The sequence below is a fragment of the Martinezella calliandrae genome, assembly GCF_030272695.1.
GTDB lineage: Bacteria > Pseudomonadota > Alphaproteobacteria > Rhizobiales > Rhizobiaceae > Rhizobium > Rhizobium calliandrae.
Map to the genome: position 1 here is coordinate 167,237 of NZ_JARFYN010000008.1, position 26,227 is coordinate 193,463.

The following is a 26,227-nucleotide window of genomic DNA, read 5'->3' on the forward strand; positions in this document are numbered from 1 at the left end:
GAAACAGGTATGTCACCTCTGCTGTCGATAATGGGATCGTCATTCAGAAAGACGATCCGGGCATTCTTTGCCATGATGTTGGTTTTGGCCGGTATCGCTGTTTCAAGTGCGGCCCAAGCCCAAGGTTCCCCCGAAAAGAGAATAGCGCTCGTGGTGGGCAATGCTGCCTATCAGACGGCCGCCTTGCCGACGTCAGCCAATGATGCCGGCCTGATTGCGCAAACGCTGCAGGCCGCCGGCTTCGATGTGATCGGCGCACGCGACCTCGATCAGAACGGGTTGCGCGATGCGATGAGGGACTTTCTGACGAAAGCGAATGCGTCAGGTCCCAATACCGTCGTTTTCGTCTATCTGGCTGGCTACGGGGTGCAGTATCAGGGCGACAATTATTTCGTGCCTGTGGATGCGCAAATCGCCAATGCCACGGATGTCCCGCTCCAGGCCGTGCGGATGGGCGATTTCACCAAATCGCTGGCCGCCCTCAACAATCGCGGCAGCATCGTCGTGCTCGATGCGGCAAGAGCCAATCCATTCGTGCAGTCCAATCAACCGCTGGCCAGCGGCCTGGCGTTGGTCGAGCCAGACGCCAATCAGCTGATCGCCTTCAATGCGGCACCCGGTACGGTCGCGCCGCAGGAGCCGGGCCCCTATGGTTCCTATGCGCATGCGCTGGCGGAGATGATCCGTGCCGGCGGTCTGTCGCTCGGCGACGTGTTCGATCGGACACGCCTGCGGGTCAGCGATTTGACCAAGGGCGCGCAGATTTCGTGGGATGCCTCGAAATTCAACAATGATTTCACCTTCTTCGATCGCGGCCCCAATGCGCCAGCCGCTCAGCTCTCCAGCTACGATAGTGCTGCAATCCGGACGAAGGCGATCCGCGAATTCAACGAGCGGGATGCCTATTTTGCCGCGCTCGACCGAGACACGATGGAGGGCTACGAAGACTTCCTCGCCGCCTATCCGCACGACGCCATGGCAAAGCGGGTGCGCGCCATCATTGCCGCCCGTCGCGAAGCTATTACCTGGCGCGAGACCTGGGCTGCGGACACGCCGGAGGCCTATTGGTCCTATCTCAGACGTTATCCGCGCGGTCCCCATGTCTGGGATGCTCGCCGTCGCCTCGAACATTTCGAAGCGGCACTTGAGCCGCCGCAGTCGTTTACCGTGATCGAATACGACGTGCCGCCACCGCCGCCGCCGGAAATCGTCTATGTCGAACGGCGTGACCTTTATTTCGATGATTCCGACTTCGGCTATGCGCCGCCGCCGCCCGTCGTCTTCCTGGCACCGCCGCCACCGGATTTCGTCGTGCTGGCGCCACCGCAGTATTCGGACGACATCTACGTTTTGCCGGCACCGGTCTTCGTTCCGGTTCAAGATTGGGTCGAGCCCCCACGCAATGTGGCGCCGCCCCAAAATGACATCATTTTCAACAACATCCACAACACGGTCGTCAACAACAATACGACCGTCAACGAGAACGGCGCTGCACCGGCCGCACCTGCTGCGCCGGGACTGACGACGGGACAGAAGCTCGGCGCCGCCGCCGTCATCGCCGGCGCAGGTGCTGCGGCCCTGCATGTCGCCTTGCCGCCGTCGGTGCAGAAGAAGGCCGCGGTTCAGCAGAAGCAAAATCCAGCGCCAGCAGCAAGAACAGCGCCGGCAACCGGACCTGCGGTGGCGCCTTCGGTTCTGCCGCAGGGCGGGAACGCCGCTCATGCGCTTCCAGGTGCCAGCGGCCAGCCGCTGCCGCCGGCCGGCAAGCTGCCGAGCAATCAAGCAGCACCTCAGGCCAAACCGGCACAACCGCCTCAGGCAGCACCCAATGCCGCGCAAAATCCGGCCGTAGCTCCTCAACCTGCACAGCCAGCTGCAAATGCCAAAGCGCGCGCGATTCCCGGTTCGACAGGGCAACCGCTGCCGCCCGTCGGCAGCGCGCCTGCGGCGAAAGGTCAAAATCAGATTGCTCCAGCACCTCAGACCGCACCAAGCGTTCAGCGGAATACCGCTGTTGGCACGCCGAAGCCCAATGTTCGTGCCCAGACCGTGAAGCCGCCTGCGCCTGCTGCTGTCGCCAAGGTTCCGGCGAAACCCGCAGCGGTCAATAAGCCGCCGGTCAGCAACCAGCCTCCTGTCGCTGCCGCACCGCCACGCCAAGCCAATCCGCCGGCTGCTCAACCAAAGCCGGCGCCGCGTGTTGCTGCACAGCCGAAGGCGCCGCCCGCTCCGAAGCCGCAGGCTCAACCGAGGCCGCAACCCCAACCGCAGGCTCAACCGAGGCCGCAACCCCAACCGCAGGCTCAACCGAGGCCGCAACCACAGCCAAGGGTCATGCAGCAGCAGGTGAGACCGACGCCCGCGCCGCAGAAGCCTCCGGCTGCTCAGCCACAGAAACCTCCGCCAAAGAAGCCGTGCGGTGCTCCGGGCCAGCCTGCATGCAAATGACCGATTATATCCGCCGATGATCTGAAGGCCCGCTCCGGCGGGCCTTCGCTATCAGGATTGTCGCTCCGACGCGCTTGTTGAAATCACGCTGTGCGTTTGGCACTTATGCGAACCGGTACGGTCGCACGCTTGGCGCGTGCTTCAGATTTATCGAGAAAAACAGGCGGGCAAATGAGCGACACCATCATACTTGAAACCCCGCGCCTCGTTCTGACGATGTGGGACGAGCGTGATGCCGAAATGATCAGGCAGCTGCATTCGACGTTGGAAACGACGCGCTATCTTTCCGGTGCCGTCCCATGGACCCTGGAGAAGGCCGAGGAACGCCTGAAGACCTGGTTCGGCGAACAAGCGCGCGACGGCGTGACCAAATACAAGCTGCTCAGGCGCGACGACGGCCGTTTCATCGGCCGAGCTGGCTTTTCGCGGTTTGAGCAGGAGCGCGAACGCGGCGAATTCGAGCTTGGCTATTCCATCCGCCGGGAAGCCTGGGGAAACGGCTATGCGACCGAGATTGCAAGCGCGCTGGCGGAGTGGTTTTTCAAACGCGGCTTCGCCCGCCAGTTCATTGCCTTGACGCATCCGAGAAACGCCGCCTCGCAACGCGTTCTCCGCAAGATCGGTATGCAGCCGCGCGCCTCGATTTTGATCGACGGGATCGTATGTCCAAGTTTTCAGATGTCGCGCTAACCCATACCTTCGCCCGAACCGGGAGAAGGTGGAGCGAAGCTGCGGTTGAGGGGCGCCATTGAAAGATGAGAGGTCTCTTGGTGGTGCTCTCAGCCGCTCGCCGCGATGCGGCGAGCCTCCAAGCCGCCGTTCTTGCCACTTCTCCCCGAGGGAGAAGGGGATCTTCACCTGATCCGTTTGGCGGCCGGCTCCGGCACCAATTCACCGTTCAGGCGACGATCGAGATAGTCCTCGCATTCGCCGAGTAGGGTTTCGACCTGGCCGTTGAAGAAGTGGTTGGCGCCGGGGACGATCCTGTGGGTGATGAGGATGCCCTTTTGCGTCTTCAGCTTTTCGACGAGGCCGTTGACGTCCTTTTCCGGGGCGACCTTGTCGGAATCACCGTTGATGATCAGGCCGGACGACGGGCAGGGCGCCAGGAAGGAGAAATCGTAGATGTTCGGCTGCGGGGCGATCGACATGAAACCTTCGATTTCCGGGCGGCGCATGAGAAGCTGCATGCCGATCCAGGCGCCGAAGGAATAGCCGGCAACCCAGCAGCTCTTGGAGTCCGGATGCAGGCTCTGCACCCAGTCGAGCGCCGAGGCCGCATCCGACAGCTCGCCGGCGCCATGGTCGAATTCGCCTTGGCTGCGGCCAATGCCACGGAAATTGAAGCGAAGCGTCGTAAAGCCGCGCTTCTGGAACATGTAGAAGAGTTGATAGACGACCTGATTGTTCATCGTGCCGCCAAACTGCGGATGGGGGTGCAGGATGATCGCGATCGGCGCGCTCTTTTCCTTGGAGGGTTGATAGCGGCCTTCAAGGCGGCCTGCGGGGCCGTTGAAAATAACTTCGGGCATCGATACTCCGGCTCTTCTTTTTCTGCGTTCAAACCCGGTGGGACGCAGCAAGTTGACTTGACTAATGCGCTCATCTTTTCTAGAACGCAGTTTAGAACAATTCGAAACTTGACACGATCTTCCACGCGTCGTTCGTTCGACGATTTGTGGAACGTGTCATAAGGCATGCCCGGCTGAAATTTCAAGGAAAATGAGCCGGGCGTAACAAGCTTCGTCAGGCAGGAAGAAGATTATGGCGGCAACGCGCCTTTATCTCGACTGGAATGGCACCGCACCGCTTCATCCGACGGCGCGCGACGCTATGTTGCATGCCTTGGACCTTTATGGAAACCCCAATTCTGTGCATGGCGAAGGCCGTGCCGCCCGGGCGGCGATCGAGGCGGCGCGCCGGCAAGTCGCAAGCCTGACAGGCGCCGAACCGGCAAACGTCGTCTTCACCAGCGGCGCGACGGAAGCCGCCAACATGGTGCTGACCCCGGAATTCCGCATGGGCCGCACGCCGCTTGCGATCGGCCATCTCTATCTATCAGCCATCGAGCATCCTGCGGTGCGGGAAGGCGGCAGGTTTCCGAAGGAAAAGATCAGCGAAATTCCGGTTACGTCGGACGGCGTTGTCGATCTTGGTGTGTTGGAAACGATGCTTTCGGCACATGACAAGGCCAACGGGCTGCCGATGGTAGCGATCATGCTCGCCAACAACGAAACGGGTATCCTCCAGCCCGTAGGCGAAGCAGCCAAGATCGTTCAGGCGTTCGGCGGCGTATTTGTCGTGGATGCCGTGCAGGCGGCGGGCCGGGTTCTGCTCGACATCAACGCGATCGGAGCGGATTTCCTCATCGTTTCGTCGCACAAGATTGGCGGACCCAAAGGGGCCGGCGCGCTGGTGTCGCGCGGCGAGATGTTGATGCCGAAGCCGCTGATTCACGGCGGCGGCCAGGAAAAAGGGCATCGCTCCGGAACCGAGAACGCGCTCGCTGTCATCGGTTTTGGCGCCGCCGCTGCCGCAGCCCTGGCTGAGTTCGACAGCCGCAACGCGGCCGTCGAAAAACTGCGTGATCGGCTGGAGGAGGGCATGCTGCGGGCCGCGCCCGATCTCATCATTCACGGCAAGGACAGTCCACGCGTGCCAAATACCAGTTTCTTCACCTTGCCGGGGCTGAAATCCGAAACCGGGCAGATCGCCTTCGACCTCGAGGGACTGGCGATTTCGGCAGGCTCGGCCTGCTCCTCCGGCAAGGTGGGTGAAAGCCATGTGCTGGTGGCGATGGGCCGTGATCCCAAGCTCGGGGCGCTACGTATTTCGCTCGGCTTTTCGACGTGCGAAGAGGATATCGACCGGGCAATTTCCGCTTTCGCCAGAATTGCGGGACGGCGCAAACAAGCCGGAGCTGCGGCCTAATGGCCACAATTTTGCGGAAACAGAAATTTCCGCTTGCCAAGCGGGCTGAAAAGTCCCTTTTGGCCGACTACATAAAGGGTAGACATTTCAGTCTGCCGCAACGTTGACAAGCTGCCGGACCTTGGATCCGGCGAGATTGGAGAACGACATGCCTGCAGTCCAGGAAACAGTCGATCAGGTTCGCCAGATCGACGTGGACCAGTATAAATACGGTTTCGAAACCATGATTGAAATGGACAAGGCTCCCAAAGGCCTGTCCGAGGATATCATCCGTCTGATTTCCGCCAAGAAGCGCGAGCCGGAATGGATGCTGGAATGGCGTCTTGAGGCTTACCGCCGTTGGCTGACGCTGGAAGAGCCCACCTGGGCCCGCGTCGAATATCCGAAGATCGACTTTAACGACATCCATTACTATGCAGCGCCCAAGAGCACCTCTGGCCCGACGTCGCTCGACGAGGTCGATCCGGAACTGCTGAAGGTCTATGAGAAGCTCGGCATCCCCTTGCGCGAGCAGGAGATCCTCGCCGGCGTCAAGCAGTCGAAGATCGCTGTCGACGCCGTGTTCGATTCGGTGTCAGTGGTCACCACCTTCAAGGACGAGCTGAAGAAGGCCGGCGTGATCTTCATGTCGATCTCGGAAGCGATCCGCGAGCATCCCGAACTTGTGCGCAAATATCTCGGCTCCGTTGTTCCGACGACCGACAATTTCTATGCGACGCTGAATTCGGCTGTTTTCACCGACGGTTCATTCGTCTTCGTGCCGAAGGGCGTGCGGTGCCCGATGGAGCTGTCGACCTATTTCCGTATCAACGAGAAGAACACCGGCCAGTTCGAGCGCACGCTAATCATTGCCGAAGAGGGAGCCTATGTCTCCTATCTCGAAGGCTGCACGGCGCCGCAGCGCGACGAAAACCAGCTGCATGCGGCCGTGGTCGAGCTGATCGCGCTGGACGATGCCGAAATCAAGTATTCGACCGTCCAGAACTGGTACCCGGGCGACAAGCACGGCAAGGGCGGCATCTACAATTTCGTCACCAAGCGTGGCGATTGCCGCGGCGCGCGCTCCAAGATCTCCTGGACGCAGGTCGAGACAGGTTCGGCGATCACCTGGAAATATCCGTCCTGCATCCTGCGCGGCGACGACAGCCGTGGCGAGTTCTACTCCATCGCCGTCTCCAACGGCCATCAGCAGGTCGACAGCGGCACCAAGATGATCCATCTCGGCAAGAACACTTCGAGCCGCATCATCTCCAAGGGCATCGCCGCCGGCGTGTCGCAGAACACCTATCGCGGCCAGGTCTCGGCTCACCGTCGCGCTTCGAATGCCCGCAACTTCACGCAGTGCGATTCGCTCCTGATCGGCGACAAGTGCGGTGCGCACACAGTGCCGTATATCGAGGCGAAGAACTCGACTGCGCAGTTCGAGCATGAGGCCACCACCTCGAAGATCTCCGAGGATCAGCTGTTCTACTGCTTGCAGCGCGGCATTCCGCAAGAAGCGGCGATCGCACTGATCGTCAACGGCTTCGTCAAGGAAGTCTTGCAGGAACTGCCGATGGAGTTCGCCGTCGAAGCCCAGAAGCTGATCGGCATCTCGCTCGAAGGCAGCGTCGGCTAACGCTTTCGGCAAAAGACATGTTTCAGGCGCGCAAGCGGCGCGCCGCACCTTCATTCCTTCGATAGGATTCTACTATGCTTGAAATCAAGAACCTGCACGCCCGTATCGCCGAAGACGGCACCGAGATCATCCGAGGCCTGGACCTGACGGTGAAGGCGGGGGAAGTGGCTGCCATCATGGGTCCGAACGGCTCCGGCAAGTCGACGCTCTCCTACATCCTGTCGGGCCGCGAGGACTACGAGGTCACCGAGGGTGACATCCTCTACAACGGCGAAAGCATTCTCGAACTCGACGCGGCCGAGCGCGCCGCCAAGGGCATCTTCCTGGCTTTCCAGTATCCAGTTGAGATCCCGGGCGTCGCCACCATGCAGTTCCTGAAGGTGGCGATGAACGAGCAGCGCAAGGCCCGCGGCGAGGCCGAACTGACGACGCCGGATTTCATGCGCCGGGTCAAGGACGCGGCCGGCAAGCTCCACATCAACACCGAAATGCTGAAGCGCCCGCTGAATGTCGGCTTCTCCGGCGGCGAGAAGAAGCGCGCTGAAATCCTGCAGATGGCGCTCCTCGAGCCGCAGCTCTGCGTGCTGGACGAAACCGATTCCGGTCTCGATATCGATGCATTGAAGATCGTGGCGGACGGCGTCAATTCGCTGCGCTCGCCTGACCGCGCCGTGATCGTCATCACCCACTACCAGCGCCTGCTCGACTATATCGTTCCGGACACCGTTCACGTGCTCTACAAGGGACAGGTGATCAAGTCGGGTGACAAGACGCTGGCGCATGAGCTCGAAGCCAACGGCTATGCCGACATCATCGGGGCTGCAGCCTGATCGGGGCGGAAAGGAGACGTCGATGAACATTCAGACGACGAGCCGCCTGACCGCCGCGGAGACGGCGCTGATCGAGGCGTATAACAACCAGTTGGGCGATTTGCCGGGCGATGGCGACGTGCTCGCCGTGCGCGACCGTCTATTGGACGACCTTAAGACCGCCGGCCTGCCGACGCGTCGCTTCGAATCCTGGCACTATACCGATTTCAAGAACCTGCTGCGTTCGGTTCCGACCGACCTCGGCTCCGGCAATGTCGAACCCTTGTCGCCCACCGTTCCCGGTTCGCCAGTGCTGCCGGTTCTGCAGGGCAGCGTTGGCGGCAAGACTTCGATCGATGGCCTGGTTGTCAGCCGCTATGCCGATCGTTTGGCGGATGGTACTGCTGCCGCAAGTCTCACCGCGCTCGGCAGGGATGACGCCATCGGCCGCATCAACGGCAGCTTCGTGCGCGACGGTTATGTCATCGATTTTCCCGATGGCACCGAACTCGATGCGCCGTTGGAGATCCAGTTCATCCATGCCGGCGGCCAGATCCACAGCCGCTTGCCGGTTTCGTTCGGCGCAGATGTCAAGGCGACGGTGATCGAGCGCCACCAGGCCGTGCCCGGCGCTGCGGCGCTGGTCTCCTCGGTCAGCGACGTCACGATTGGCAAGGGTGCCGAAGTGACCTGGATCATCCTGCAGGAGCAGGGGAGCGAGGATACGCATCTCGGCCAGATTCGCGTCGACCTTGGCGCGGATGCCAAGCTGAAGCTGTTCGTGATCAACGCCGGCGGTAAGCTGGTGCGTCAGGAGCTGCATGTGAAGGTCACGGGCGAGGGCTCCGACCTCGTGCTACGCGGCGTCAACCTGCTTGGCGGCGAAACGCATACCGATGTGACGCTGACGCTTGGCCACAACGTGCCGCACACGGGCTCGACAGAGATCGTTCGCAACGTGGTGTTCGACCGCGCCCGCGGCGTCTTCCAGGGCATGATCCGCGTGGCCCCGGATGCGCAGAAGACCGATGCCCGCATGGCCTGCAATACGCTGCTGATGTCCGACGACGCCGAGTTCTCCGTCAAGCCGGAGCTCGAAATCTTTGCCGACGACGTGCAGTGCGGCCATGGTGCCACCGTTGCCGACATCGACGCGAACCACCTCTACTACATGATGGCGCGCGGCATTCCGAAGAACAAAGCCCGCGCCATGCTGGTCAACGCCTTTGTCGCAGAGATCATCGAAGAGCTGGAAGACGAAGCCCTGGTCGAGGCGCTCGAAGGCGTAATCTCGGCCTGGCTCGAAAAGCACGCCTGATTGGAGCAACGCTCGTGGACAAGATCGTACCAGCCACAGCTTATGACGTCGAAGCGATCCGTCAGGATTTTCCGATCCTGTCGACGACCGTCCACGGCAAACCGCTGGTCTATCTCGACAGCGGTGCATCGGCACAAAAGCCGCAAATCGTGATCGACGCGGTGTCGCACGCCTATTCCAGCGAATATGCCAATGTGCATCGTGGGCTGCATTTTCTCTCCAATGCCGCCACCGAAGCCTATGAGGCTGCGCGCGAAAAAGTCCGCCGCTTTCTGAATGCGCCGTCGGTGGACGATATCGTCTTTACAAAGAACTCGACCGAGGCGATCAATACCGTCGCCTATGGCTGGGGCATGCCTAAGCTCGGTGAGGGCGACGAGATCGTGCTTTCGATCATGGAGCATCATTCCAACGTCGTGCCTTGGCATTTTATCCGCGAGCGGCAGGGCGCCAAACTGGTCTGGGTGCCGGTCGATGATGATGGCGCCTTCCACATCGAGGACTTCGAAAAGAGCCTGACGGAACGCACCAAGCTCGTTGCGATCACCCATATGTCGAACGCGCTCGGTACCGTCGTTCCGGTCAAGGAAGTCTGCCGGATCGCCCATGAGCGCGGCATTCCCGTCTTGATCGATGGATCGCAAGGCGCCGTGCACCTGCCCGTCGATGTGCAGGATATCGATTGCGACTGGTATGTCATGACCGGCCACAAGCTTTACGGCCCGTCGGGGATCGGTGTGCTCTACGGCAAGAAGGACAAGCTTTTCGAGATGCGGCCCTTCCAGGGTGGCGGCGAGATGATCTTCGACGTCAGCGAGGACAACGTTACCTACAACGATCCGCCGCACCGCTTCGAGGCGGGCACGCCGCCCATCGTCCAAGCGATCGGACTTGGCGCCGCACTCGATTATATGGAGAGCGTCGGGCGCGAGGCGATCGCAAGGCACGAGGCCGATCTCGGGGCTTATGCGGCCGAACGGCTGCGACAGGTCAATTCGCTGCGCGTTTTCGGCATGGCACCTGGCAAAGGCGGTATCTTCTCCTTCGAACTTGCGGGTATTCATTCGCACGACGTATCAATGGTGATCGATCGTCAGGGCGTTGCGGTGCGCGCAGGTACCCATTGCGCCCAGCCGCTCTTGAAACGCTTCGGCGTCACCTCCACATGCCGTGCATCATTCGGCATGTATACTACCCGCGCCGAGGTGGATGCTCTGGTCGATGCGCTGGAATATGCGCGAAAATTCTTTGCCTAAGGAGGCAAGCGATGTCACTCGATGAAAGCGAACAGAAGATCGACGTGCGCGAGGGCATCGTGCATTCCAGCATTCCCGCGGCCGAGCTGGCACGCCTCAGCGACGATGTGATCAGCGCGCTGAAAACTGTCTATGATCCTGAAATTCCCGCCGATATCTTCGAACTCGGTCTGGTCTACAAGATCGATATCGAAGACGACCGCATGGTGAAGATCCTCATGACGCTGACTGCGCCGGGTTGCCCGGTCGCCGCCGAAATGCCCGGCTGGGTCGAAAATGCGGTCGGCGCCGTCGAAGGCGTTTCCGGCGTAGAAGTCGCCATGACCTTCGACCCGCCGTGGACACCGGATCGCATGTCGGAAGAGGCGCAGGTCGCGGTTGGCTGGTATTGAAGCTTTAAGCCGCCCGCTTTACATTATAGCTTGAAGCACCGGATCTTGACCCCGGCTGTGGAAGGAGAATGAGCCCATGGGCTTTGCAGTGATGAGCATGACGGATGGCGCCGCAGCACGCGTCAAGGCAATCGTCGAGAACTCCGGTCCCGATGCCAAGGGCGTTCGCGTCGGCATCAAGAAGGGCGGTTGCGCCGGGATGGAATATACCATCGACCTGGTAACCGAACCGAACGCCAAGGACGACCTGATCGAGCGCGATGGCGCCAAGGTATGGGTCGAGCCGTCGGCGGTGCTTTATTTGCTTGGCACCGAGATGGGCTTCGAGACCACGACGCTGCGCTCCGGCTTCACCTTCACCAATCCAAACCAGACGTCGGCCTGCGGCTGCGGCGAATCCGTAGAATTGAAGCCCGCCGATCTCGCGGCTTTGGCGGCACAACGTCAGGCCGCCCCGGCCGTTTGACAGAGGCCGAGCGCCGCTTGATGTCAAGCGGCGTCGGATTCGCGCTCGACCGGCATCAGTTTCAGGCCGAGCGCCCTGACGACCTTCAGGATGGTCGCAAATTCCGGATTTCCGTCACCACTCAGCGCCCTATAAAGAGCCGAACGGTTCATGCCGACATCCTTGGCGAGCTTGCTCATGTTGCGCGTTCGCGCGACCTCGCCAAGTGCCTTGGCGATGGAAGACGGATCGTTGGTTTCGAAGGCGGCTGCGATATAGCCGTCGACGGCCTCCACGCTTACGGGCGTTTGCTGGGCCATGTTAAATGCCTTTCTGTATAATCCAATCGCGGATGAGCCTGGCTTCGCTCTCGTGCAAGCCGTGACCCGTCGGCAGCACATGGCTGCTGACATCCGCCTGACAGTTCTCAAATTGTGTTTTTATCAGCACCGCATCTTCGGGTTGCCGGCGTTCATCATTTTTGCCTGCGGTGATCAGGACAGGCAGGCCGGGCATCGGCGGGAAAGCTTTGCCCGGCGCGGGCGACAAAGGGCGTAAAAGGATGGCGCCCGACGCCAAGCCAGGCTCGGTATGCAGGATAGAGGCGGCCATGATGGCACCATTGGAAAATCCGAGCAAAATGGGAGGCTGCCTCAAAACGCCCTGTTCGACGGCCGCACCTATGAACCGACAGATCCGATCCGTCTGCTCGCGCAGATCAGCATAGTCGAGGCTCCGGTCGGGATTGCGACGGAAAAAGGCAAAGCCCTCGTCCCAATCCACGCCACCGCGCAAGGCCATATAGGGCCGCTGCGGCGCGACTTCGTCTGCGAGCGCGATGAGTTCCGCTTCGCCTCTCCCGCTGCCATGCAACAGAACGAGCGGCGGAGAGGAGAAATATTCCCGTCCCGCGACAAAGCAAAATCCTGATAAATCCGGCATGATGTATGACTTCCGGCGCCGATTTCGCCGCGCTTGAAAAAGTGGCGCGCGGTCCATGGAACGCGCGGCGCAGTCATAGAGATTTTTCGCGATAGATTTATGTCGAAGAAGAGCGAAGCGGCTGAACCGCTTCACTTTATTTGGAAAACACCTATTGCGCAGCTTCGGCGTAGGCCTCAACCGGCGGGCAGGTGCAGATCAGATTCCGGTCACCGTAGACGTTGTCGACACGGTTGACGGGCGACCAGTATTTGTCGACCCGGAAGGCGCCTGGCGGGAAGCACGCCTGCTCACGGGAATAAGGCCGGTTCCACTCGCCGACCAGGTCTTCGACCGTATGCGGGGCGTTTTTCAGCGGGTTATCGGTCTTGTCCATCCGGCCTTCCGCGATGGCGCGGGCTTCCTCGCGGATCGCCAGCATCGCCTCGCAGAAGCGGTCAAGCTCCGCCTTTGTTTCCGATTCGGTCGGCTCGACCATCAGCGTGCCGGCAACCGGCCAGCTCATCGTCGGAGCATGGAAGCCGCAATCGATCAGGCGCTTGGCAACGTCATCGACGGTGACGCCGGCGCTATCGACCAGCGGACGCGTGTCGATGATGCATTCATGCGCCACGCGGCCGGAATGCGATTTGTAGAGCACGTCGTAGGCGCCCGTAAGCCGCGCTGCGATATAGTTGGCGTTGAGGATCGCGACCTTCGTCGCCTGCGTCAGCCCTTCGCCGCCCATCATCAGGCAGTAACTCCAGGAAATCGGCAGGATCGAAGCCGAGCCGAAGGCTGCCGCAGACACCGCGCCGTTGCGGCCGTCCGTTTCCGGGTGTCCGGGCAAATGCGCCGCCAGATGGGCCTTGACGCCGATGGGACCCATGCCGGGACCGCCGCCGCCATGCGGAATGCAGAAGGTCTTGTGCAGATTGAGGTGGCTGACGTCGGAGCCGATATCGCCCGGGCGCGAGAGGCCGACCATGGCGTTCATGTTGGCGCCATCGAGATAAACCTGGCCGCCGTGCATATGCACGATGTCGCAAATCTCCTTGACCGTCTCTTCGAAGACGCCGTGCGTCGACGGATAGGTGATCATGCAGCAGGAGAGCGTGTCCGCATATTGCTCCGCCTTGGCGCGGAAATCGACCATGTCGATATCGCCGTCATCGCTGACCTTGACGACGACGACCCTCATGCCGGCCATCTGCGCGGAGGCAGGATTGGTGCCGTGCGCCGAGGTCGGGATCAGGCAGACGTCGCGATGGCCCTGACCGTTGGCGATGTGGTAGTTGCGGATGGTCAAAAGGCCTGCATATTCGCCCTGCGCGCCTGAGTTCGGCTGCATGGAGAAGGCATCGTAACCCGTGACCGCGCAGAGCTTTTCCGTCAGGTCGTCGATCATCTCGCGATAGCCGAGTGCCTGATCGGCCGGGACGAACGGATGGATGTCGGAGAATTCCGGCCAGGTGATCGGCAGCATTTCCGCCGTCGCGTTCAGCTTCATCGTGCAGGAGCCGAGCGGGATCATGGCGCGATCAAGCGCGAGGTCGCGGTCGGAGAGCCGGCGGATGTAGCGGGTCATTTCGCTTTCGGCGCGGTTCATGTGGAAGATCGGATGCGTCAGATATTCGCTGGTACGCAACAGCCCCTTCGGCAGGCGATAGCCGGGCTCGAAATCGGCAAGGCGGAAATCGCCGCCGAAGGCGCGCCAGACCGCTTCCAACGTCGCCGGACGCGTGCGCTCGTCGAGGCTCATGCCGATCTTGGTTTCGCCGACCTTGCGCAGATTGACGCCTTCGGCGACGGCCGCGCGCAGGATCAGGCCCTGCATATGGCCGACCTCGACGGTGATCGTGTCGAAGAAAGTCTCCGGTTCGATCTTGTAGCCGAGCCTTTCCAGGCCCTTGGCCATCAAGACGGCCTTCTGATGCACCTGTTGGGCAATAGCCTTGATGCCCTGCGGCCCGTGGAAGACGGCGTACATGGAGGCCATGACGGCCAGCAGCACCTGGGCGGTGCAGATGTTCGACGTCGCCTTTTCACGACGGATATGCTGTTCGCGGGTCTGCAGCGACAGGCGATAGGCGCGGTTGCCGCGCGCGTCGAGCGAAACGCCGACAAGGCGACCGGGCATGGAGCGCTTATAGGCATCCTTGACGGCCATGTAGGCCGCGTGCGGACCGCCGTAACCGACCGGCACGCCAAAGCGCTGCGACGAGCCGACGGCAATGTCGGCGCCCATTTCGCCAGGTGACTTCAGCAGCGTCAGAGCGAGCGGATCGGCAGCGACAACGGCGATAGCGCCGGCCTGGTGCAGCCTCGAGATCAGGCCGGTGAAGTCATTGATGTGACCGTGCGTGCCTGGATATTGGAAGATGGCGCCGAAGACATCGACTGGATCGAGGTCGGTGAAAGGATTGCCCACGATGACAGTCCAGCGAAGCGGTTCGGCGCGGGTCTTGATCAAAGCAATGGTCTGCGGATGGCAATTGGCATCGACAAAGAAGGCCTTGGCCTTTGATTTCGCGACGCGCTCGGCCATCGCCATGCCTTCGGCGGCCGCGGTGGCTTCATCGAGAAGCGAGGCGTTGGCAACATCGAGACCCGTCAGGTCGCAGATCATCGTCTGGTAGTTCAGCAATGCCTCGAGGCGACCCTGGCTGATTTCCGGCTGATACGGTGTATAGGCCGTGTACCAAGCGGGATTTTCCAGGATATTGCGCTGAATGACCGGCGGCGTGATCGTGCCGTAATAGCCCTGGCCAATCAGCGAAACGAGAACCTTGTTCTTGTTGGCGGTCTCGCGCAGCTTGTCGAGCGCCTCGCGCTCCGTCATCGGTGCGCCCCAAGTGAGCGGCATCTTCTGGCGGATGGAGGGCGGCAGCGTCGCATCGATCAGTCCGTCGAGGCTGCCATAACCGATGACCTTCAGCATGTCGGCCATTTCAGACGGAGACGGGCCGATATGGCGACGATTGGCGAAATCGTAGGGCTGGTATTCCGTAAAGGTGAATTCGGTAGGCGTATCCATTACGCGATGAGCTCCTTATAGCCGGATTCATCCAGCAAACCATTGGCATCGGCGATATTTTTGAGTTTCAACTTGAAGAACCAGCCAGCGCCCATCGGGTCGGAATTCACGAGTGCCGGATCGGCGGTGATGGCTTCGTTGACCTCGGAGATCTCGCCATCGAGCGGACAATAGACCTCTGATGCCGCCTTGACGGATTCGACGGTTGCCGCATCGTCTCCTTTGGAGAAGCTGGCGCCGACTTCGGGCAGTTCGACAAAAACGAGATCGCCGAGCTGTTCAGCGGCATGGGCCGTGATCCCAACGGTTGCAACATCGCCTTCAATGTTCAGCCACTCATGTTCTTCGGTGAATTTCAGCATGGACGATCCTCTCTGGAATAAGACGTTCAACGTTTGTAGGTCGGAGTGATGAAAGGCAGGGCAGAAACGGCGACCGGCAGGTATTTGCCACGCACCTCGGCGTAGACTGGTGTGCCAGGCGCCGCGAAGCTGACAGGTACGTAACCCATGGCAACGGGGCCTTCGACGCTCGGGCCAAAGCCGCCGGAAGTAACTTCACCGATCTCGGTCTTGCCTTCAGCATCCGCATAAAGCTTGGCGTGGCCGCGTACCGGCGCCTTGCCTTCCGGCTTCAGACCGACGCGGCGGCGCGAGGCGCCGTTGTCGAGTTCGGTAAGGATGCGGCTCGCACCAGGAAATGCGCCGGCGCGCGCGCCACCGGTCTTGCGCGCTTTCTGTATTGCCCATTCGAGTGCTGCTTCCACCGGCGTCGTCGTTTCGTCGATGTCGTTGCCGTAGAGGCAAAGCCCGGCTTCGAGACGAAGGGAATCGCGTGCGCCGAGGCCGATCGGCTGAACATCGGGGTGTTCCAACAATCGCTGGGCAATATCTTCGGCCTTGCCGGGCGGCACGGAAATCTCAAAACCGTCTTCGCCGCTATAGCCGGAGCGGGAGACAAGACAGGAAACGTCATGCAAACGGCAATGGCGAACGTCCATGAACTTCATATGGGCGAGATCGGCCCAAAGCTCGGCGAGGACGGAGACGGCCCGTGGCCCCTGCAGCGCGATCAGGGCGCGATCAAGTAAAGTGACTTCGCAGCTATCGCCGATATGGTCTTGAAGATGCTTGAGATCTTTATCCTTGCAGGAAGCATTGACGACGACGAAGAGGTAATCGTCCATGTGGGTGATCATCAGATCGTCAAGAATGCCGCCATTCTCGTCCGTGAAGAAACCGTAGCGTTGTCGGCCCTCGGCGAGCCCGACAATATCGACCGGCACCAGGCTTTCCAGCGCCCGCGCGGCGTCTTCGTAACTGCCCGAGCGGGCGCGGATCGTCACTTGACCCATATGCGAGACGTCGAAAACACCGGCCGATGCACGGGTCCACAGATGCTCCTTGAGCACGCCCGCGGGATATTGCACCGGCATGTCATAGCCGGCGAACGGCACCATGCGGGCACCGAGCGACAGATGCAGGGCGTGAAGGGGTGTCTTCTTGAGGGCAGCGGTCTCGTCCAAGTGACGCCTCCGGGGTTTGCGCTCACAAAAGCGCGGGCTCAAAATTCGGGCGCGACTGCGCCTTGCGATGAGCCCCCTCTGTCTGTTTGCCTGAGATTGTTATCCCTTCGGCGAACGCTTGCGCATTTCTCTCCAGAGTTCCGTCTGCCCCTTGTTGGTCCTTTGGCCTGAGAGTTTCCGGGGCGGTTGCTCCTTCGGCACCGGCTCGCGCCGGATTCTCCCAACAGGGTTGCGTGCCATTATCTGGTAGTCGCCGAGGATGGCAAGGGGCAAATGTCGCCCTGAAACAAATTTTTGTCGTGTCACAGCTCGCGCCTATACTGATGCGCGCGGCCAATGGATGCAGGGGACTTTGCAATCGCGCTTCTGCAGGCTATCCCATCAGTGAATAGAGGAGCCGGGCAGGAGACCATGATGAACCGCAGATATGCCGCCGCATTGGTGATTTCGGCAACCACGCTTTCCTTCTCCGCTGCCGCCGTCATGGCCCAGCAGGGCAACGCCATGAACAGCATGTCCGGAATGCACATGGATGCGGGCAAGGCGCCGGCCGGTTCGGCGACAGCAAAGCTCGGCGACCTCGACATCAGCGGCGGCTATGTTCGCGCCATGCTGCCCGGCCAGCCGGTCGGCGGCGGCTACATCACCATCCACAATGGTGGCAGTAGCGACGACAGGTTGACCTCCGTCACATCCTCAGCGGCCGGCAAGGTCGAGCTGCATGAGATGAAGGTGGAAGGACAGATCATGAAGATGCGCGAACTCAAGGAAGGCATCGCCATTCCTGCGGGCGCCACCGTGACGCTTTCGCCGAACAGCCTGCACATGATGTTCAAGCAGGTGAAGACGCCGTTCAAGCAGGGCAGCACTGTGCCGGTAATGCTGATGTTCGATAAGGCAGGCATGGTCGATATCGCCTTGCCCGTCGTGGCGCCGAACGCAAGCTGAGCTTTGCGGCGCCACCAAGATGCATCGCTGTCACAAAATTCCCTCCCGAAGATAATTCACGTTTCCACTTTTCGCCGAAATGCTCTAAAGCCACCTCAAAAGGCCGGGATGACCCGGCCCTGGGGCCAGATCGCCCCAGTCCCCCTTGGTATGATCTTGTCCGAAACTGCGTCGCAGTTTTTTAAGGATCATGTTGCCGCGCTTGAAAGAAGAAGAATGGCCGGGATTGAGCATATAAAAGTCGAGCCTGATGAGGACGGCATGCGCCTCGACCGCTGGTTCAAGGTGCATTTCCCCGGACTTGGCTTTGGACAATTGCAAAAGCTGATGCGCTCCGGCCAGGTGCGTGTCGACGGCGGCCGCGTGAAGACGGATGCGCGCGTGCAGCCGGGGCAGATGGTGCGCGTGCCGCCCCTCGATGTCGATGCCAAAGGACCGAGGAATGGCCCGATCGCCGGCAAAGAATTGAAACATTCCGGCGATGCCGAGCTTCTGGCGCGCATGCTGCTGCATGAGGACGACAAGGTCTATGTGTTGAACAAGCCGGCCGGCCTTGCCGTGCAGGGCGGCTCCGGCGTCAGCCGGCACATCGACAAGATGCTGGAGGCCTGGACGAGCCAGAAGGGCGAGAAGCCGCGGCTGGTGCATCGCCTCGACCGCGACACGTCGGGCGTCCTCGTCGTCGCCCGCACGCGCGGCGCAGCACAGAAACTGACGGCCGCCTTTCGCGAACGCGACACCAAGAAGACCTACTGGTCGCTGGTCAAGGGCGTCCCGCGCAAGCATGAAGACAAGATTTCCACCTGGCTGGTGAAGGAAACGACACCGGACGGCGATCGCATGCGCATTGCCAAGCATGGCGAGGAGGGCGCAGATCACGCGGTTTCCTATTACCGCGTCGTGGAGACTGCCGCCCAGCGCCTCGCCTGGCTGGAGATGGAGCCCTATACCGGCCGCACACACCAGCTGCGCATCCATGCGCTACATATTGGCCATCCGATCATCGGCGATCCCAAATATTTCGAGGACGATCCGAATTGGGATTTCCCGGGCGGCGTTCAGAAGCGGCTGCATTTGCACGCCCGCCATATCGATATTCCGCATCCGAATGGCGGCCGCCTGCGCGTCACCGCGCCGCTGCCGCCGCACATGGTGCAGACGTGGAACCTCCTCGGCTTTGACGAGGCATCGGCAGGGGAGCCGGACGACGAATGAAGCTGGTGCTTTTCGATTGCGACGGGACGCTGGTCGACAGCGTCCGGCTGATCCACGAGGTCATGGCGCGCACCTTCGTCGATTTCGGCTACAAGCGCCCGGATGTCGCCTCCACCAAGTCGATCATCGGCCTGACACTGGACATCGCGATTGCCCGTATGCAGGGCAAACCGCATGTCGATGACGAGGCGATCGCGATGACGGCGCACTATAAATCGATCTTCCCCGGCGTGCGCGACGAAGGGGACATGCAGACGCCGCTGTTCGACGGCATCAGACCGTTGATCGAGACGCTCGCTGCCCGCGACGAACTGCTGATCGGCGCGGTTACCGGCAAATCCCGTCGCGGCTTGACGCATATTCTTGAAGCGAATGGCTTTACGCCCTATTTCGTCGTCTCACGCACCGCAGACGATTGCCCCTCAAAGCCGCATCCCGCCATGGTGACGGAATGCTGCAGCGAGACCGGCATGGATCCGCATGATACGATGGTCATCGGCGATGCTATCTACGACATGCAGATGGCGAAAGCGGCCGGCGCGACCGCGATCGGTGTCGCGTGGGGCTACGCTTCGGTGGAAGAACTGCTGGCTGCTGGCGCCGATACGATCGCCCATCACCCGAACGACCTGTTGAGCCATATTCTCTGAGGTGACGCTATGCGCGACCTGTTTAACGATCTTTCCGAAGGCCTGAGCCACCCCGACCCTGTCCGCCGGGCGCAAATCCAGATGAAGAAGCCGCTGCCAAAGCGGTTTTATAAGGATGTGGGCGTCCGCGAGAGCGAAGACGGCCACGTGATCGAGCTCGATGGCAAGATTGTCAAGACGCCTGCGCGCCAATCGCTCGCCATGCCGACCGAGGCGTTGGCGAAGTTGGTGGCAGCCGAGTGGGCTCGGCAAGTCGACGTGATCGACCCTGCGACCATGCCGGTAACGCGCTTGGTCAATACGGCGCTCGACGGTGTGGCCACGGATAGCCAGGCGGTATTCGAGGACATCCTGCGCTTTTCCTCGAGCGACTTGCTTTGTTATCGCGCCGATACGCCGGAGCGGCTGGTGGAGCGGCAGTCGGAGCTGTGGAACCCGGTAATCGACTGGGCAGCTAACGAACTCGGCGCTCGTTTCATCCTCGCCGAGGGCGTCATGCATCAGGAACAGCCGCGCGAGGCGATCGCCGCCTTCGCCGTGACGCTGCGCAAATACGACACGCCGTTTGAACTCGCCAGCCTGCACACGATCACGACACTGACGGGTTCGGCAATCCTGGCGGTTGCTTTCGCCGAGGGCCGGCTGCCGCATGACGAGGTCTGGTCGCTCGCTCATCTCGACGAGGATTGGACGATCGAACACTGGGGCCGCGACGAGGAGGCCGAACGGCGCCGCGCCCAGCGCTTCGAAGAGTTTGAGGCGGCAACGGAAGTTTTTTCCGCATTTCATAGTTAATTGCTGTTGATTTGCAGTCCGTTATGTCGAAATCTGTATCTCAAGGATTGGGAATTCGGGACGCGAATCATGTTCTTGTTGAGGTCGGGCGCATTGTCGGCGCTCGCAGGATGTTTGGCGTTGGCTGCATGCTCGAGCTGGTCGCTCATGCCACCGCCTTCACCTCCGGCCTATGATGTGCGCAGCGCCACTGTCGTCGCCGATCAGTCGGTGCCGCCTGTTTCGCCGGCGCTGCTTTCGGCCATCAATGAGCGCGTCAACGCCGCCATCGCGGTGACGACCCGCGATACACCGCTGCCGAAGGTGGCTCTCACCATCCGCCTGACGGATGTTCGCAAGGGACGGAGCTTCAACAAGGATCGCAACGCGGCGAAGATCAATGTCGACGCTGCCGCGCTCGACACCGGCGCAGTGGTTGCCATGGCCTCCTTCGAAACGTCGAACTTCACTCCGGATCCGACCGCGGCCGATGAGCTGATGGCTGAGGATATCGCCGCCCGCATCCGCTCCATCTTCGTGTTGAAGGCGCCGCCGCTGGTGAATTGAGCCGACGGCTACCAAGTGCTGCCGTGCCATGCTAAGCCGGATAAGCGGACAAGAGGGCCATCATGAAAGAGATCCTGCAGGAATTGGAGCGTCGCCGAGAGATCGCAAGGCTCGGAGGCGGGCAGGCGCGTATCGATGCGCAGCATGCACGCGGCAAGCTCACGGCGCGCGAGCGCATCGAGATCTTCCTCGACGAAGGCTCCTTCGAAGAGTTCGACATGTTCGTCGAGCATCGCTCGATCGATTTCGGCATGGACAAAAGCAAGATCGCCGGTGACGGCGTGGTCACCGGCTGGGGTACTGTCAATGGTCGCACGGTCTTTCTTTTTGCCAAGGATTTCACGGTTTTCGGCGGTTCGCTTTCGCAAGCGCATGCCGAAAAGATCATGAAAGTTCAGGACATGGCGCTGAAGAACCGGGCGCCGATCGTCGGCATCTATGATGCCGGCGGTGCACGCATCCAGGAGGGCGTGGCAGCGCTCGGCGGATATGCCGAGGTGTTTCAGCGCAACGTGCTCTCTTCCGGCGTCATACCGCAGATCTCGATCATCATGGGTCCTTGCGCCGGCGGCGACGTCTATTCTCCGGCTATGACCGATTTCATCTTCATGGTGCGCGACACGTCCTATATGTTCGTCACCGGCCCGGACGTGGTGAAGACCGTCACCAACGAAACAGTGACGTCGGACGAGCTTGGCGGCGCCACGGTGCACACGACGAAATCCTCGATCGCCGACGCCGCCTATGACAACGACATCGACACGTTGCTGCAAGTGCGCCGGCTCATCGATTTTCTGCCGCAGTCCAACACCGCTGATATCCCGGAGATCGAGTGCTATCAATCCGTCACCGATCCCGATGCGTCGCTCGACACGCTAATCCCGGCCAATGCCAACAAGCCCTATGACATCAAGGAACTGATCCTCAAGGTGGCGGACGAGGGCGATTTTTTCGAGATCCAGGCAAGCTTCGCCAAGAACATCGTTTGTGGTTTCGGTCGTATCGAGGGCGCGACGGTTGGCTTTGTCGCCAATCAGCCGATGGTGCTGGCTGGCGTCCTCGACAGCGACGCATCCCGCAAGGCGGCCCGATTCGTGCGCTTCTGCGATTGCTTCAACATTCCGATCGTTACGTTCGTCGACGTACCTGGCTTTCTGCCGGGAACCGCACAGGAATATGGCGGGCTGATCAAGCACGGCGCCAAGCTGCTCTTCGCCTATGCCGAAGCGACCGTGCCAAAGCTCACCGTCATCACCCGCAAAGCCTTCGGCGGCGCCTATGACGTCATGGCGTCGAAGCATCTGCGCGGTGACCTCAACTATGCCTGGCCGACGGCACAAATCGCCGTCATGGGCGCAAAGGGCGCGGTCGAGATCATCTTCCGCAAGGATATCGCCCATCCCGACAAGATCGCCGCGCATACGAAGATGTATGAGGACCGCTTCCTGTCACCCTTCGTGGCCGCAGAGCGCGGTTATATCGACGAAGTGATCATGCCGCACTCAACCAGGCGACGGCTGGCGCAAGGGCTGAGGATGCTGCGCAACAAGGATCTGACCAATCCCTGGAAAAAGCACGACAACATTCCACTTTAAGTATGTGACAACAAGTCACGGATATTACACGAAGATTTGATTGGGTGTCAAAAGCCGTGTCTTCACCTTGGCACCCCCACAAACTTATGGTGACTCCAGGAAAACGAAACTGGAGTAGACGATGACACTTTCTGATCGCCTGAATCAATATCAGCCTTATGCCTTGACTGTGCTGCGTCTCATGACCGGCTTGCAGTTTATGGAGCATGGCACACAGAAGCTTCTCGGCTTCCCGGCCGGCGCTCACGCCGGTCCCCTGCCGTCACTGCTTTTGGTTCAAGGCATTCTGGAAGCCTTTGGCGGGCTGGCAATTTTTGTCGGCCTCTTCACCCGTCCCGTTGCGTTCATTCTGTGCGGCAACATGGCGGTCGCATATTTCATGTCGCATCTGCCGAAGGATTTCTTCCCCGCAAACAATGGCGGCGACGCAGCCATTCTGTTCTGCTTCGTCTTCCTGTACCTGGTCTTCTCGGGCCCGGGCCTGCTGGCCGTCGACAACAGCAGGAAATAATATGCAATCAAGCCGGGCTTGGATTGATATTCGAGCCCGGCGAATAAATCTGCGGTTGGCGTGTTGACTCCTGTGTCCACGGAAAGCGACCATGTTCCCTCCAAGGTACTGGCGCCTTCTCAGTTCATGCGGAGATGTTCATGTCGGCTTTCGAGCGCCTGTCGCAGTATCAGCCCGCCGCCCTTGCGGTCCTGCGAATCGTAACGGCAGTGCTATTTTTTGAGCACGCTACACAGAAGCTCTTCAATTTTCCCGCCGCACCCTTTGAAATCTCGACACTGTTTTTCGTAGCCGGCGTCATCGAGTTTATCGGCAGCATCTTGATTTTTCTCGGTCTCTTCACCCGGCCGGTCGCCTTTATCCTCAGCGGTGAAATGGCCTTTGCCTATTTTATGGTGCATATGCCGATCGATTTTTTTCCGGCCAACAACCAGGGTGACGGCCCTGTGCTCTTCTGCTTCATCTTCTTGTACATGGTCTTTTCAGGCCCCGGCCTATGGGCGCTGGACAATCGCCAGCTCCGATATAGCCACCCATAGCCTCAGGCGACAAGCTTGAGCCCGGCAATGCCTGCGACAATCAGGCCGATGCAGAACAGGCGAATAAGGGTGGCGGGATCGCCGAGTAGCCAGATGCCGAACAGAACGGTGCCGACCGTGCCAATGCCGGTCCAGACCGCGTAAGCCGTGCCCATCGGCAAGGTCTTCACCGCCAGGCCGAGCAGCAGGACGCTTGCCACCATGGAGACGAGAGTGAGGCCGGTGGGGATCGGTCGAGTAAAGCCATCGGTATATTTCAGGCCGACAGCCCAACCGATTTCAAATAAGCCTGCGAGGAAAAGCAGGAACCAAGCCATATTGCGCTCCTTTTTTAAGAGCGAGGCCGTCCCCGCGATGTCTTCCAGCCGACAATCCAATGCCGGCCGCCGCAGTCGTCTGCGCGACAAAACATATGCCTCAGCCGAATTGGCTTTTCAAGCTGGGGACTCTGCTATGCCACCCTTTTCATGCCAGCCGTTCGGCGTGCCACTTCAGATGATCGTCCATGAAGCTGGAGATGAAGTAATAGGAGTGGTCATAGCGCTCGTGCATGCGCAGCGTCAGGCCGATGCCGGTGCCTTTGATCGCCTCTTCGAACAACCACGGACGCAGACCGGTTTCTAGGAAACCATCGGCTTTTCCCTGATCGATCAGAAACTCCGGAAAGTGGGCGCCATCCTCGACAAGCGCGCAGGCGTCATATTTGCGCCAGGCAGCCTTGTCAGCGCCGAGATATTTCTCAAAGGCCGGCGCCGACCAATCAGCCGTCGAGGGTTGCACGATCGGCGCGAAGGCGGAGCAGCTCCTGAAGCGCTCCGGATTTTTCAGCGCAACCGTCATCGCACCATGGCCGCCCATGGAATGGCCGAAAATGCCTTGCCGGCTCATATCCATGCGGAAGTGCTGGCCGACAAAGGCAGGCAGTTCCTCGGTGATGTAGGTGTACATCTGGTAGTTTTCAGCCCACGGCTTCTCGGTGGCGTCGAGATAGAAGCCGGCGCCCTTGCCCATTTGCCAATTGGTCAGTTCGTCGGGTACATCATTGCCGCGCGGGCTGGTGTCCGGGCAGACAACGATCAGGCCGAGCTCGGCGGCCAGACGCCGATATTCGCCTTTTTCCATCACGTTGGCATGCGTGCAGGTGAGGCCGGAGAGGTACCAGACGACCGGGCAGGGCTCTTTGATCGCCCGTGGCGGCACGAAGACTGCGAAGGTCATGTCGCATTGGCATGCCTCGGAGGCATGTGAAAAGACGCCCTGCATGCCACCGAAGGCGGTGCTCTGGGAAATGATGTTCAAGGCTGACCTCCAGGCGGATTATGAGCTTTGGCACGCCGGCAGAGCCGGTCGAAGGTTTCGAGAAAGGCAGAACGGTCGCGTGGTGTAAAGGCAGCGTTATAGCCCTTGCTTTCGCCGGTCTCGCGCAGATGCGCGCCGAGATCGCGCATGGCGGTAACCATGCCGATGTTGGTATTGTCGAAAATGCGGCCTGACGGCCCGGTCACCAGCGCGCCGACGGTGACGCAGCGCCCGGCCAGCGGCACATCGGCGGTGACGACGATATCGCCAGGACCGGCGTGCTCCGCAATCCAGTTGTCGGCGGCGTCAAAAGCGTTTGAGACGATGACGTTCTTTACCATCGGGTCACGCGATGGCCGCAGGCCGGAATTGGCGACAAGCGTCACCTCGATGCCGTGACGCTCGGCCACTTTCAAGATTTCCGACTTGACCGGACAGGCATCTGCATCGACGTAAATCATGGTAACGGACGTTGTTTCATTGCAAGAGCGCTGCGCATCCGACTGAACGCGCAGTCGCGGTTTAGCGAAGTCCCCCATCAAGGGCCAGACCTATTCCCTTAACGTGCCCGCCTTTTTCGCTACCCAGGTTGCGATAGCATCCATAAGTGGCGGGTTCAGGCAATCATAGGGTTCGAGGCGGAGTTCCTTCAGCCGACTGCGAACGGACGCCATGGCGGAGGGCGGCGTTCCGGATTCGATGATCGACGACACGAATGCGGCGAAGCCTGGCTCAGGCCAGCCGCTTTCCTGAAAGCGCTCGGGGTGAATGAAATCGAGACCCTTGAAGGCGTGGTCGCGTTCCACCGGCCCGTACATATGCACACCGCACGCTTTGCAGGCATGCCGCTTTATCAAAGCGTCGGGATCCACGACCGCGAGCTTGTCGCCATTTTCCAGGACCTTGACGTTTTCATGTGCAGTTACGGCAACGATCGAAAAAGCAGCACCCTCCGGCTTCCAGCATTTGGTGCAGCCACAGGCATGATTGTGGGCAATCCCACCGCTGATGGCGACTTTGACAGGGCGATCGGTGCAGGCGCAGACCAGCGTTCCGCCGCTGAAATTCGCCTGTCCCGCCTTCACTCCGCCGTCGAGCGCCGGGTGTATCGATACTTGACTTGGCATGTTCAGCTCCTCCTCCTTGGTTGCCCACGGCCCCAAATCAGGATCGATTTGCCAAAAGGCCGTGCGCTATTCAAAGTCGTGCAGCGTTCTCCCGTGCCCGTCTAAGTCTGGGAGCGCCCTAGTAAAGCACCACGCTGCGAATGCTTGTCCCGGAATGCATCAGCTCGAAGCCCTTGTTGATGTCTTCGAGGGCCATGGTGTGAGTGATCATCGGGTCGATCTGGATCTTGCCTTCCATGTACCAGTCGACGATCTTCGGGACGTCGGTGCGACCGCGGGCGCCGCCAAAGGCCGTGCCCATC

Annotated in this window: 27 protein-coding genes, 1 pseudogene and 1 riboswitch; of the genes and pseudogenes, 17 read left to right on the plus strand and 11 right to left on the minus strand. The window is 60.5% G+C overall.

The window, feature by feature from the left end:
• Nucleotides 1-9 precede the first annotated feature (9 nt).
• Together PY650_RS08660 and PY650_RS08665 are read left to right on the plus strand one after the other, a co-directional pair.
• Nucleotides 10-2,448: a caspase family protein gene (locus PY650_RS08660; RefSeq protein WP_432761505.1), complete on the plus strand. Its 2,439-nt coding sequence runs from the start codon at nucleotides 10-12 to the stop codon at nucleotides 2,446-2,448.
• Between the two features lie 171 nt (nucleotides 2,449-2,619).
• Entirely contained in the window at nucleotides 2,620-3,138 is a 519-nt protein-coding gene (locus tag PY650_RS08665) for a GNAT family N-acetyltransferase (RefSeq protein WP_285878697.1), read from the plus strand.
• A gap of 164 nt (nucleotides 3,139-3,302) precedes the next feature.
• Here the strand turns inward: PY650_RS08665 and PY650_RS08670 are convergent, their stop codons facing one another.
• A complete protein-coding gene (locus tag PY650_RS08670; RefSeq protein ID WP_133706014.1) occupies nucleotides 3,303-3,980 on the minus strand; it encodes an alpha/beta hydrolase in 678 nt (225 codons plus the stop codon).
• Nucleotides 3,981-4,212: 232 nt separating this feature from the next.
• Here PY650_RS08670 and PY650_RS08675 point away from each other — a divergent pair, with 232 nt between their 5' ends.
• From PY650_RS08675 to sufA, 7 genes are all read left to right on the plus strand, one after another.
• A complete protein-coding gene (locus tag PY650_RS08675; RefSeq protein ID WP_285878698.1) occupies nucleotides 4,213-5,379 on the plus strand; it encodes a cysteine desulfurase family protein in 1,167 nt (388 codons plus the stop codon).
• 148 nt (nucleotides 5,380-5,527) lie between these two features.
• Nucleotides 5,528-6,997 carry a Fe-S cluster assembly protein SufB gene (sufB, locus tag PY650_RS08680; RefSeq protein ID WP_285878699.1) on the plus strand — a complete coding sequence of 490 codons (1,470 nt, stop codon included), beginning with the start codon at nucleotides 5,528-5,530 and terminating at the stop codon, nucleotides 6,995-6,997.
• 74 nt (nucleotides 6,998-7,071) lie between these two features.
• The gene (gene sufC, locus PY650_RS08685; RefSeq protein WP_285878700.1) at nucleotides 7,072-7,827 is read left to right on the plus strand and encodes a Fe-S cluster assembly ATPase SufC; all 756 of its coding nucleotides are present in this window, start codon (nucleotides 7,072-7,074) and stop codon (nucleotides 7,825-7,827) included.
• Nucleotides 7,828-7,849: 22 nt separating this feature from the next.
• On the plus strand, nucleotides 7,850-9,124 hold the full coding sequence (gene sufD / locus PY650_RS08690; protein WP_285878701.1) for a Fe-S cluster assembly protein SufD: 1,275 nt from the start codon (nucleotides 7,850-7,852) through the stop codon (nucleotides 9,122-9,124).
• A gap of 14 nt (nucleotides 9,125-9,138) precedes the next feature.
• A complete protein-coding gene (locus tag PY650_RS08695; protein ID WP_285878702.1) occupies nucleotides 9,139-10,380 on the plus strand; it encodes a cysteine desulfurase in 1,242 nt (413 codons plus the stop codon).
• Nucleotides 10,381-10,391: 11 nt separating this feature from the next.
• Complete coding sequence (locus tag PY650_RS08700) at nucleotides 10,392-10,772, plus strand: SUF system Fe-S cluster assembly protein (protein WP_285878703.1); 381 nt, start codon at nucleotides 10,392-10,394, stop codon at nucleotides 10,770-10,772.
• A gap of 76 nt (nucleotides 10,773-10,848) precedes the next feature.
• Nucleotides 10,849-11,238, plus strand: a complete 390-nt coding sequence (sufA, locus tag PY650_RS08705; RefSeq protein WP_285878704.1) for a Fe-S cluster assembly scaffold SufA — start codon at nucleotides 10,849-10,851, stop codon at nucleotides 11,236-11,238.
• Nucleotides 11,239-11,261: 23 nt separating this feature from the next.
• Here sufA and PY650_RS08710 read toward each other — a convergent pair whose 3' ends face one another.
• From PY650_RS08710 to gcvT, 5 genes are all read right to left on the minus strand, one after another.
• Complete coding sequence (locus PY650_RS08710; protein ID WP_285878706.1) at nucleotides 11,262-11,537, minus strand: addiction module antidote protein; 276 nt, start codon at nucleotides 11,535-11,537, stop codon at nucleotides 11,262-11,264.
• Nucleotide 11,538: 1 nt separating this feature from the next.
• Nucleotides 11,539-12,159, minus strand: coding sequence for an alpha/beta hydrolase (locus PY650_RS08715; protein WP_285878708.1), 621 nt, complete (start codon nucleotides 12,157-12,159; stop codon nucleotides 11,539-11,541).
• 151 nt (nucleotides 12,160-12,310) lie between these two features.
• Complete coding sequence (gene gcvP / locus PY650_RS08720) at nucleotides 12,311-15,175, minus strand: aminomethyl-transferring glycine dehydrogenase (protein ID WP_285878709.1); 2,865 nt, start codon at nucleotides 15,173-15,175, stop codon at nucleotides 12,311-12,313.
• Entirely contained in the window at nucleotides 15,175-15,537 is a 363-nt protein-coding gene (gcvH, locus tag PY650_RS08725) for a glycine cleavage system protein GcvH (protein WP_285878710.1), read from the minus strand. Before gcvH ends, gcvP begins: the two co-directional genes overlap by 1 nt.
• Nucleotides 15,538-15,563: 26 nt before the next feature.
• Entirely contained in the window at nucleotides 15,564-16,700 is a 1,137-nt protein-coding gene (gene gcvT / locus PY650_RS08730; RefSeq protein ID WP_285878711.1) for a glycine cleavage system aminomethyltransferase GcvT, read from the minus strand.
• Nucleotides 16,701-16,845: 145 nt separating this feature from the next.
• Nucleotides 16,846-16,933: riboswitch (glycine riboswitch) on the minus strand.
• Nucleotides 16,934-17,114: 181 nt separating this feature from the next.
• On the opposite strand from gcvT, the gene PY650_RS08735 reads away from it, so the two are divergent.
• The 8 genes from PY650_RS08735 (at nucleotide 17,115) to PY650_RS08770 (ending at nucleotide 23,499) form a co-directional block, all read left to right on the plus strand.
• Entirely contained in the window at nucleotides 17,115-17,648 is a 534-nt protein-coding gene (locus PY650_RS08735; RefSeq protein WP_285878713.1) for a copper chaperone PCu(A)C, read from the plus strand.
• Nucleotides 17,649-17,864: 216 nt separating this feature from the next.
• Nucleotides 17,865-18,863: an RluA family pseudouridine synthase gene (locus PY650_RS08740; RefSeq protein WP_285878714.1), complete on the plus strand. Its 999-nt coding sequence runs from the start codon at nucleotides 17,865-17,867 to the stop codon at nucleotides 18,861-18,863.
• Nucleotides 18,860-19,513 (plus strand): HAD-IA family hydrolase, encoded by a 654-nt coding sequence (locus tag PY650_RS08745; protein ID WP_285878715.1) that lies wholly within the window; start codon nucleotides 18,860-18,862, stop codon nucleotides 19,511-19,513. Before PY650_RS08740 ends, PY650_RS08745 begins: the two co-directional genes overlap by 4 nt.
• 9 nt (nucleotides 19,514-19,522) lie before the next feature.
• Nucleotides 19,523-20,308 (plus strand): ATP12 family chaperone protein, encoded by a 786-nt coding sequence (locus PY650_RS08750; protein WP_285878716.1) that lies wholly within the window; start codon nucleotides 19,523-19,525, stop codon nucleotides 20,306-20,308.
• A 69-nt stretch (nucleotides 20,309-20,377) separates the two neighbouring features.
• Entirely contained in the window at nucleotides 20,378-20,854 is a 477-nt protein-coding gene (locus tag PY650_RS08755; protein WP_285878717.1) for a hypothetical protein, read from the plus strand.
• Between the two features lie 62 nt (nucleotides 20,855-20,916).
• Nucleotides 20,917-22,449, plus strand: a complete 1,533-nt coding sequence (locus tag PY650_RS08760) for an acyl-CoA carboxylase subunit beta (protein ID WP_285878718.1) — start codon at nucleotides 20,917-20,919, stop codon at nucleotides 22,447-22,449.
• 121 nt (nucleotides 22,450-22,570) lie between these two features.
• A complete protein-coding gene (locus PY650_RS08765; protein WP_285878719.1) occupies nucleotides 22,571-22,960 on the plus strand; it encodes a DoxX family protein in 390 nt (129 codons plus the stop codon).
• Nucleotides 22,961-23,100: 140 nt separating this feature from the next.
• Complete coding sequence (locus PY650_RS08770; protein ID WP_285878720.1) at nucleotides 23,101-23,499, plus strand: DoxX family protein; 399 nt, start codon at nucleotides 23,101-23,103, stop codon at nucleotides 23,497-23,499.
• Nucleotides 23,500-23,501: 2 nt separating this feature from the next.
• On the opposite strand, the gene sugE is transcribed toward PY650_RS08770, so the two are convergent.
• The 5 genes and pseudogenes from sugE to PY650_RS08795 form a co-directional block, all read right to left on the minus strand.
• Complete coding sequence (sugE, locus tag PY650_RS08775) at nucleotides 23,502-23,816, minus strand: quaternary ammonium compound efflux SMR transporter SugE (RefSeq protein ID WP_285878722.1); 315 nt, start codon at nucleotides 23,814-23,816, stop codon at nucleotides 23,502-23,504.
• Nucleotides 23,817-23,964: 148 nt separating this feature from the next.
• Entirely contained in the window at nucleotides 23,965-24,798 is an 834-nt protein-coding gene (gene fghA / locus PY650_RS08780; RefSeq protein WP_285878723.1) for an S-formylglutathione hydrolase, read from the minus strand.
• Nucleotides 24,795-25,259, minus strand: coding sequence for a YaiI/YqxD family protein (locus PY650_RS08785; RefSeq protein WP_285878724.1), 465 nt, complete (start codon nucleotides 25,257-25,259; stop codon nucleotides 24,795-24,797). Before PY650_RS08785 ends, fghA begins: the two co-directional genes overlap by 4 nt.
• 90 nt (nucleotides 25,260-25,349) lie before the next feature.
• Nucleotides 25,350-25,925, minus strand: a complete 576-nt coding sequence (gene gfa / locus PY650_RS08790; protein ID WP_285878725.1) for an S-(hydroxymethyl)glutathione synthase — start codon at nucleotides 25,923-25,925, stop codon at nucleotides 25,350-25,352.
• 118 nt (nucleotides 25,926-26,043) lie between these two features.
• Nucleotides 26,044-26,227: pseudogene (locus PY650_RS08795) on the minus strand (S-(hydroxymethyl)glutathione dehydrogenase); the annotation flags it as partial.

Excerpts from the sequence above, each read along its gene's own strand:
- sufD (WP_285878701.1), top strand. The coding sequence starts at position 7,850 with ATGAACATTCAGACGACGAGCCGCCTGACCGCCGCGGAGACGGCGCTG.
- gcvP (WP_285878709.1), bottom strand. The coding sequence starts at position 15,175 with ATGGATACGCCTACCGAATTCACCTTTACGGAATACCAGCCCTACGAT.
- sugE (WP_285878722.1), bottom strand. The coding sequence starts at position 23,816 with ATGGCTTGGTTCCTGCTTTTCCTCGCAGGCTTATTTGAAATCGGTTGG.
- sufA (WP_285878704.1), top strand. The coding sequence starts at position 10,849 with ATGGGCTTTGCAGTGATGAGCATGACGGATGGCGCCGCAGCACGCGTC.
- PY650_RS08760 (WP_285878718.1), top strand. The coding sequence starts at position 20,917 with ATGAAAGAGATCCTGCAGGAATTGGAGCGTCGCCGAGAGATCGCAAGG.
- PY650_RS08715 (WP_285878708.1), bottom strand. The coding sequence starts at position 12,159 with ATGCCGGATTTATCAGGATTTTGCTTTGTCGCGGGACGGGAATATTTC.
- PY650_RS08740 (WP_285878714.1), top strand. The coding sequence starts at position 17,865 with ATGGCCGGGATTGAGCATATAAAAGTCGAGCCTGATGAGGACGGCATG.
- PY650_RS08765 (WP_285878719.1), top strand. The coding sequence starts at position 22,571 with ATGACACTTTCTGATCGCCTGAATCAATATCAGCCTTATGCCTTGACT.
- gcvH (WP_285878710.1), bottom strand. The coding sequence starts at position 15,537 with ATGCTGAAATTCACCGAAGAACATGAGTGGCTGAACATTGAAGGCGAT.
- PY650_RS08750 (WP_285878716.1), top strand. The coding sequence starts at position 19,523 with ATGCGCGACCTGTTTAACGATCTTTCCGAAGGCCTGAGCCACCCCGAC.
- PY650_RS08700 (WP_285878703.1), top strand. The coding sequence starts at position 10,392 with ATGTCACTCGATGAAAGCGAACAGAAGATCGACGTGCGCGAGGGCATC.
- PY650_RS08745 (WP_285878715.1), top strand. The coding sequence starts at position 18,860 with ATGAAGCTGGTGCTTTTCGATTGCGACGGGACGCTGGTCGACAGCGTC.
- PY650_RS08710 (WP_285878706.1), bottom strand. The coding sequence starts at position 11,537 with ATGGCCCAGCAAACGCCCGTAAGCGTGGAGGCCGTCGACGGCTATATC.
- PY650_RS08785 (WP_285878724.1), bottom strand. The coding sequence starts at position 25,259 with ATGATTTACGTCGATGCAGATGCCTGTCCGGTCAAGTCGGAAATCTTG.
- PY650_RS08770 (WP_285878720.1), top strand. The coding sequence starts at position 23,101 with ATGTCGGCTTTCGAGCGCCTGTCGCAGTATCAGCCCGCCGCCCTTGCG.
- PY650_RS08735 (WP_285878713.1), top strand. The coding sequence starts at position 17,115 with ATGAACCGCAGATATGCCGCCGCATTGGTGATTTCGGCAACCACGCTT.
- sufC (WP_285878700.1), top strand. The coding sequence starts at position 7,072 with ATGCTTGAAATCAAGAACCTGCACGCCCGTATCGCCGAAGACGGCACC.
- PY650_RS08675 (WP_285878698.1), top strand. The coding sequence starts at position 4,213 with ATGGCGGCAACGCGCCTTTATCTCGACTGGAATGGCACCGCACCGCTT.
- PY650_RS08660 (WP_432761505.1), top strand. The coding sequence starts at position 10 with ATGTCACCTCTGCTGTCGATAATGGGATCGTCATTCAGAAAGACGATC.
- gfa (WP_285878725.1), bottom strand. The coding sequence starts at position 25,925 with ATGCCAAGTCAAGTATCGATACACCCGGCGCTCGACGGCGGAGTGAAG.
- sufB (WP_285878699.1), top strand. The coding sequence starts at position 5,528 with ATGCCTGCAGTCCAGGAAACAGTCGATCAGGTTCGCCAGATCGACGTG.
- PY650_RS08670 (WP_133706014.1), bottom strand. The coding sequence starts at position 3,980 with ATGCCCGAAGTTATTTTCAACGGCCCCGCAGGCCGCCTTGAAGGCCGC.
- PY650_RS08755 (WP_285878717.1), top strand. The coding sequence starts at position 20,378 with ATGTTCTTGTTGAGGTCGGGCGCATTGTCGGCGCTCGCAGGATGTTTG.
- PY650_RS08665 (WP_285878697.1), top strand. The coding sequence starts at position 2,620 with ATGAGCGACACCATCATACTTGAAACCCCGCGCCTCGTTCTGACGATG.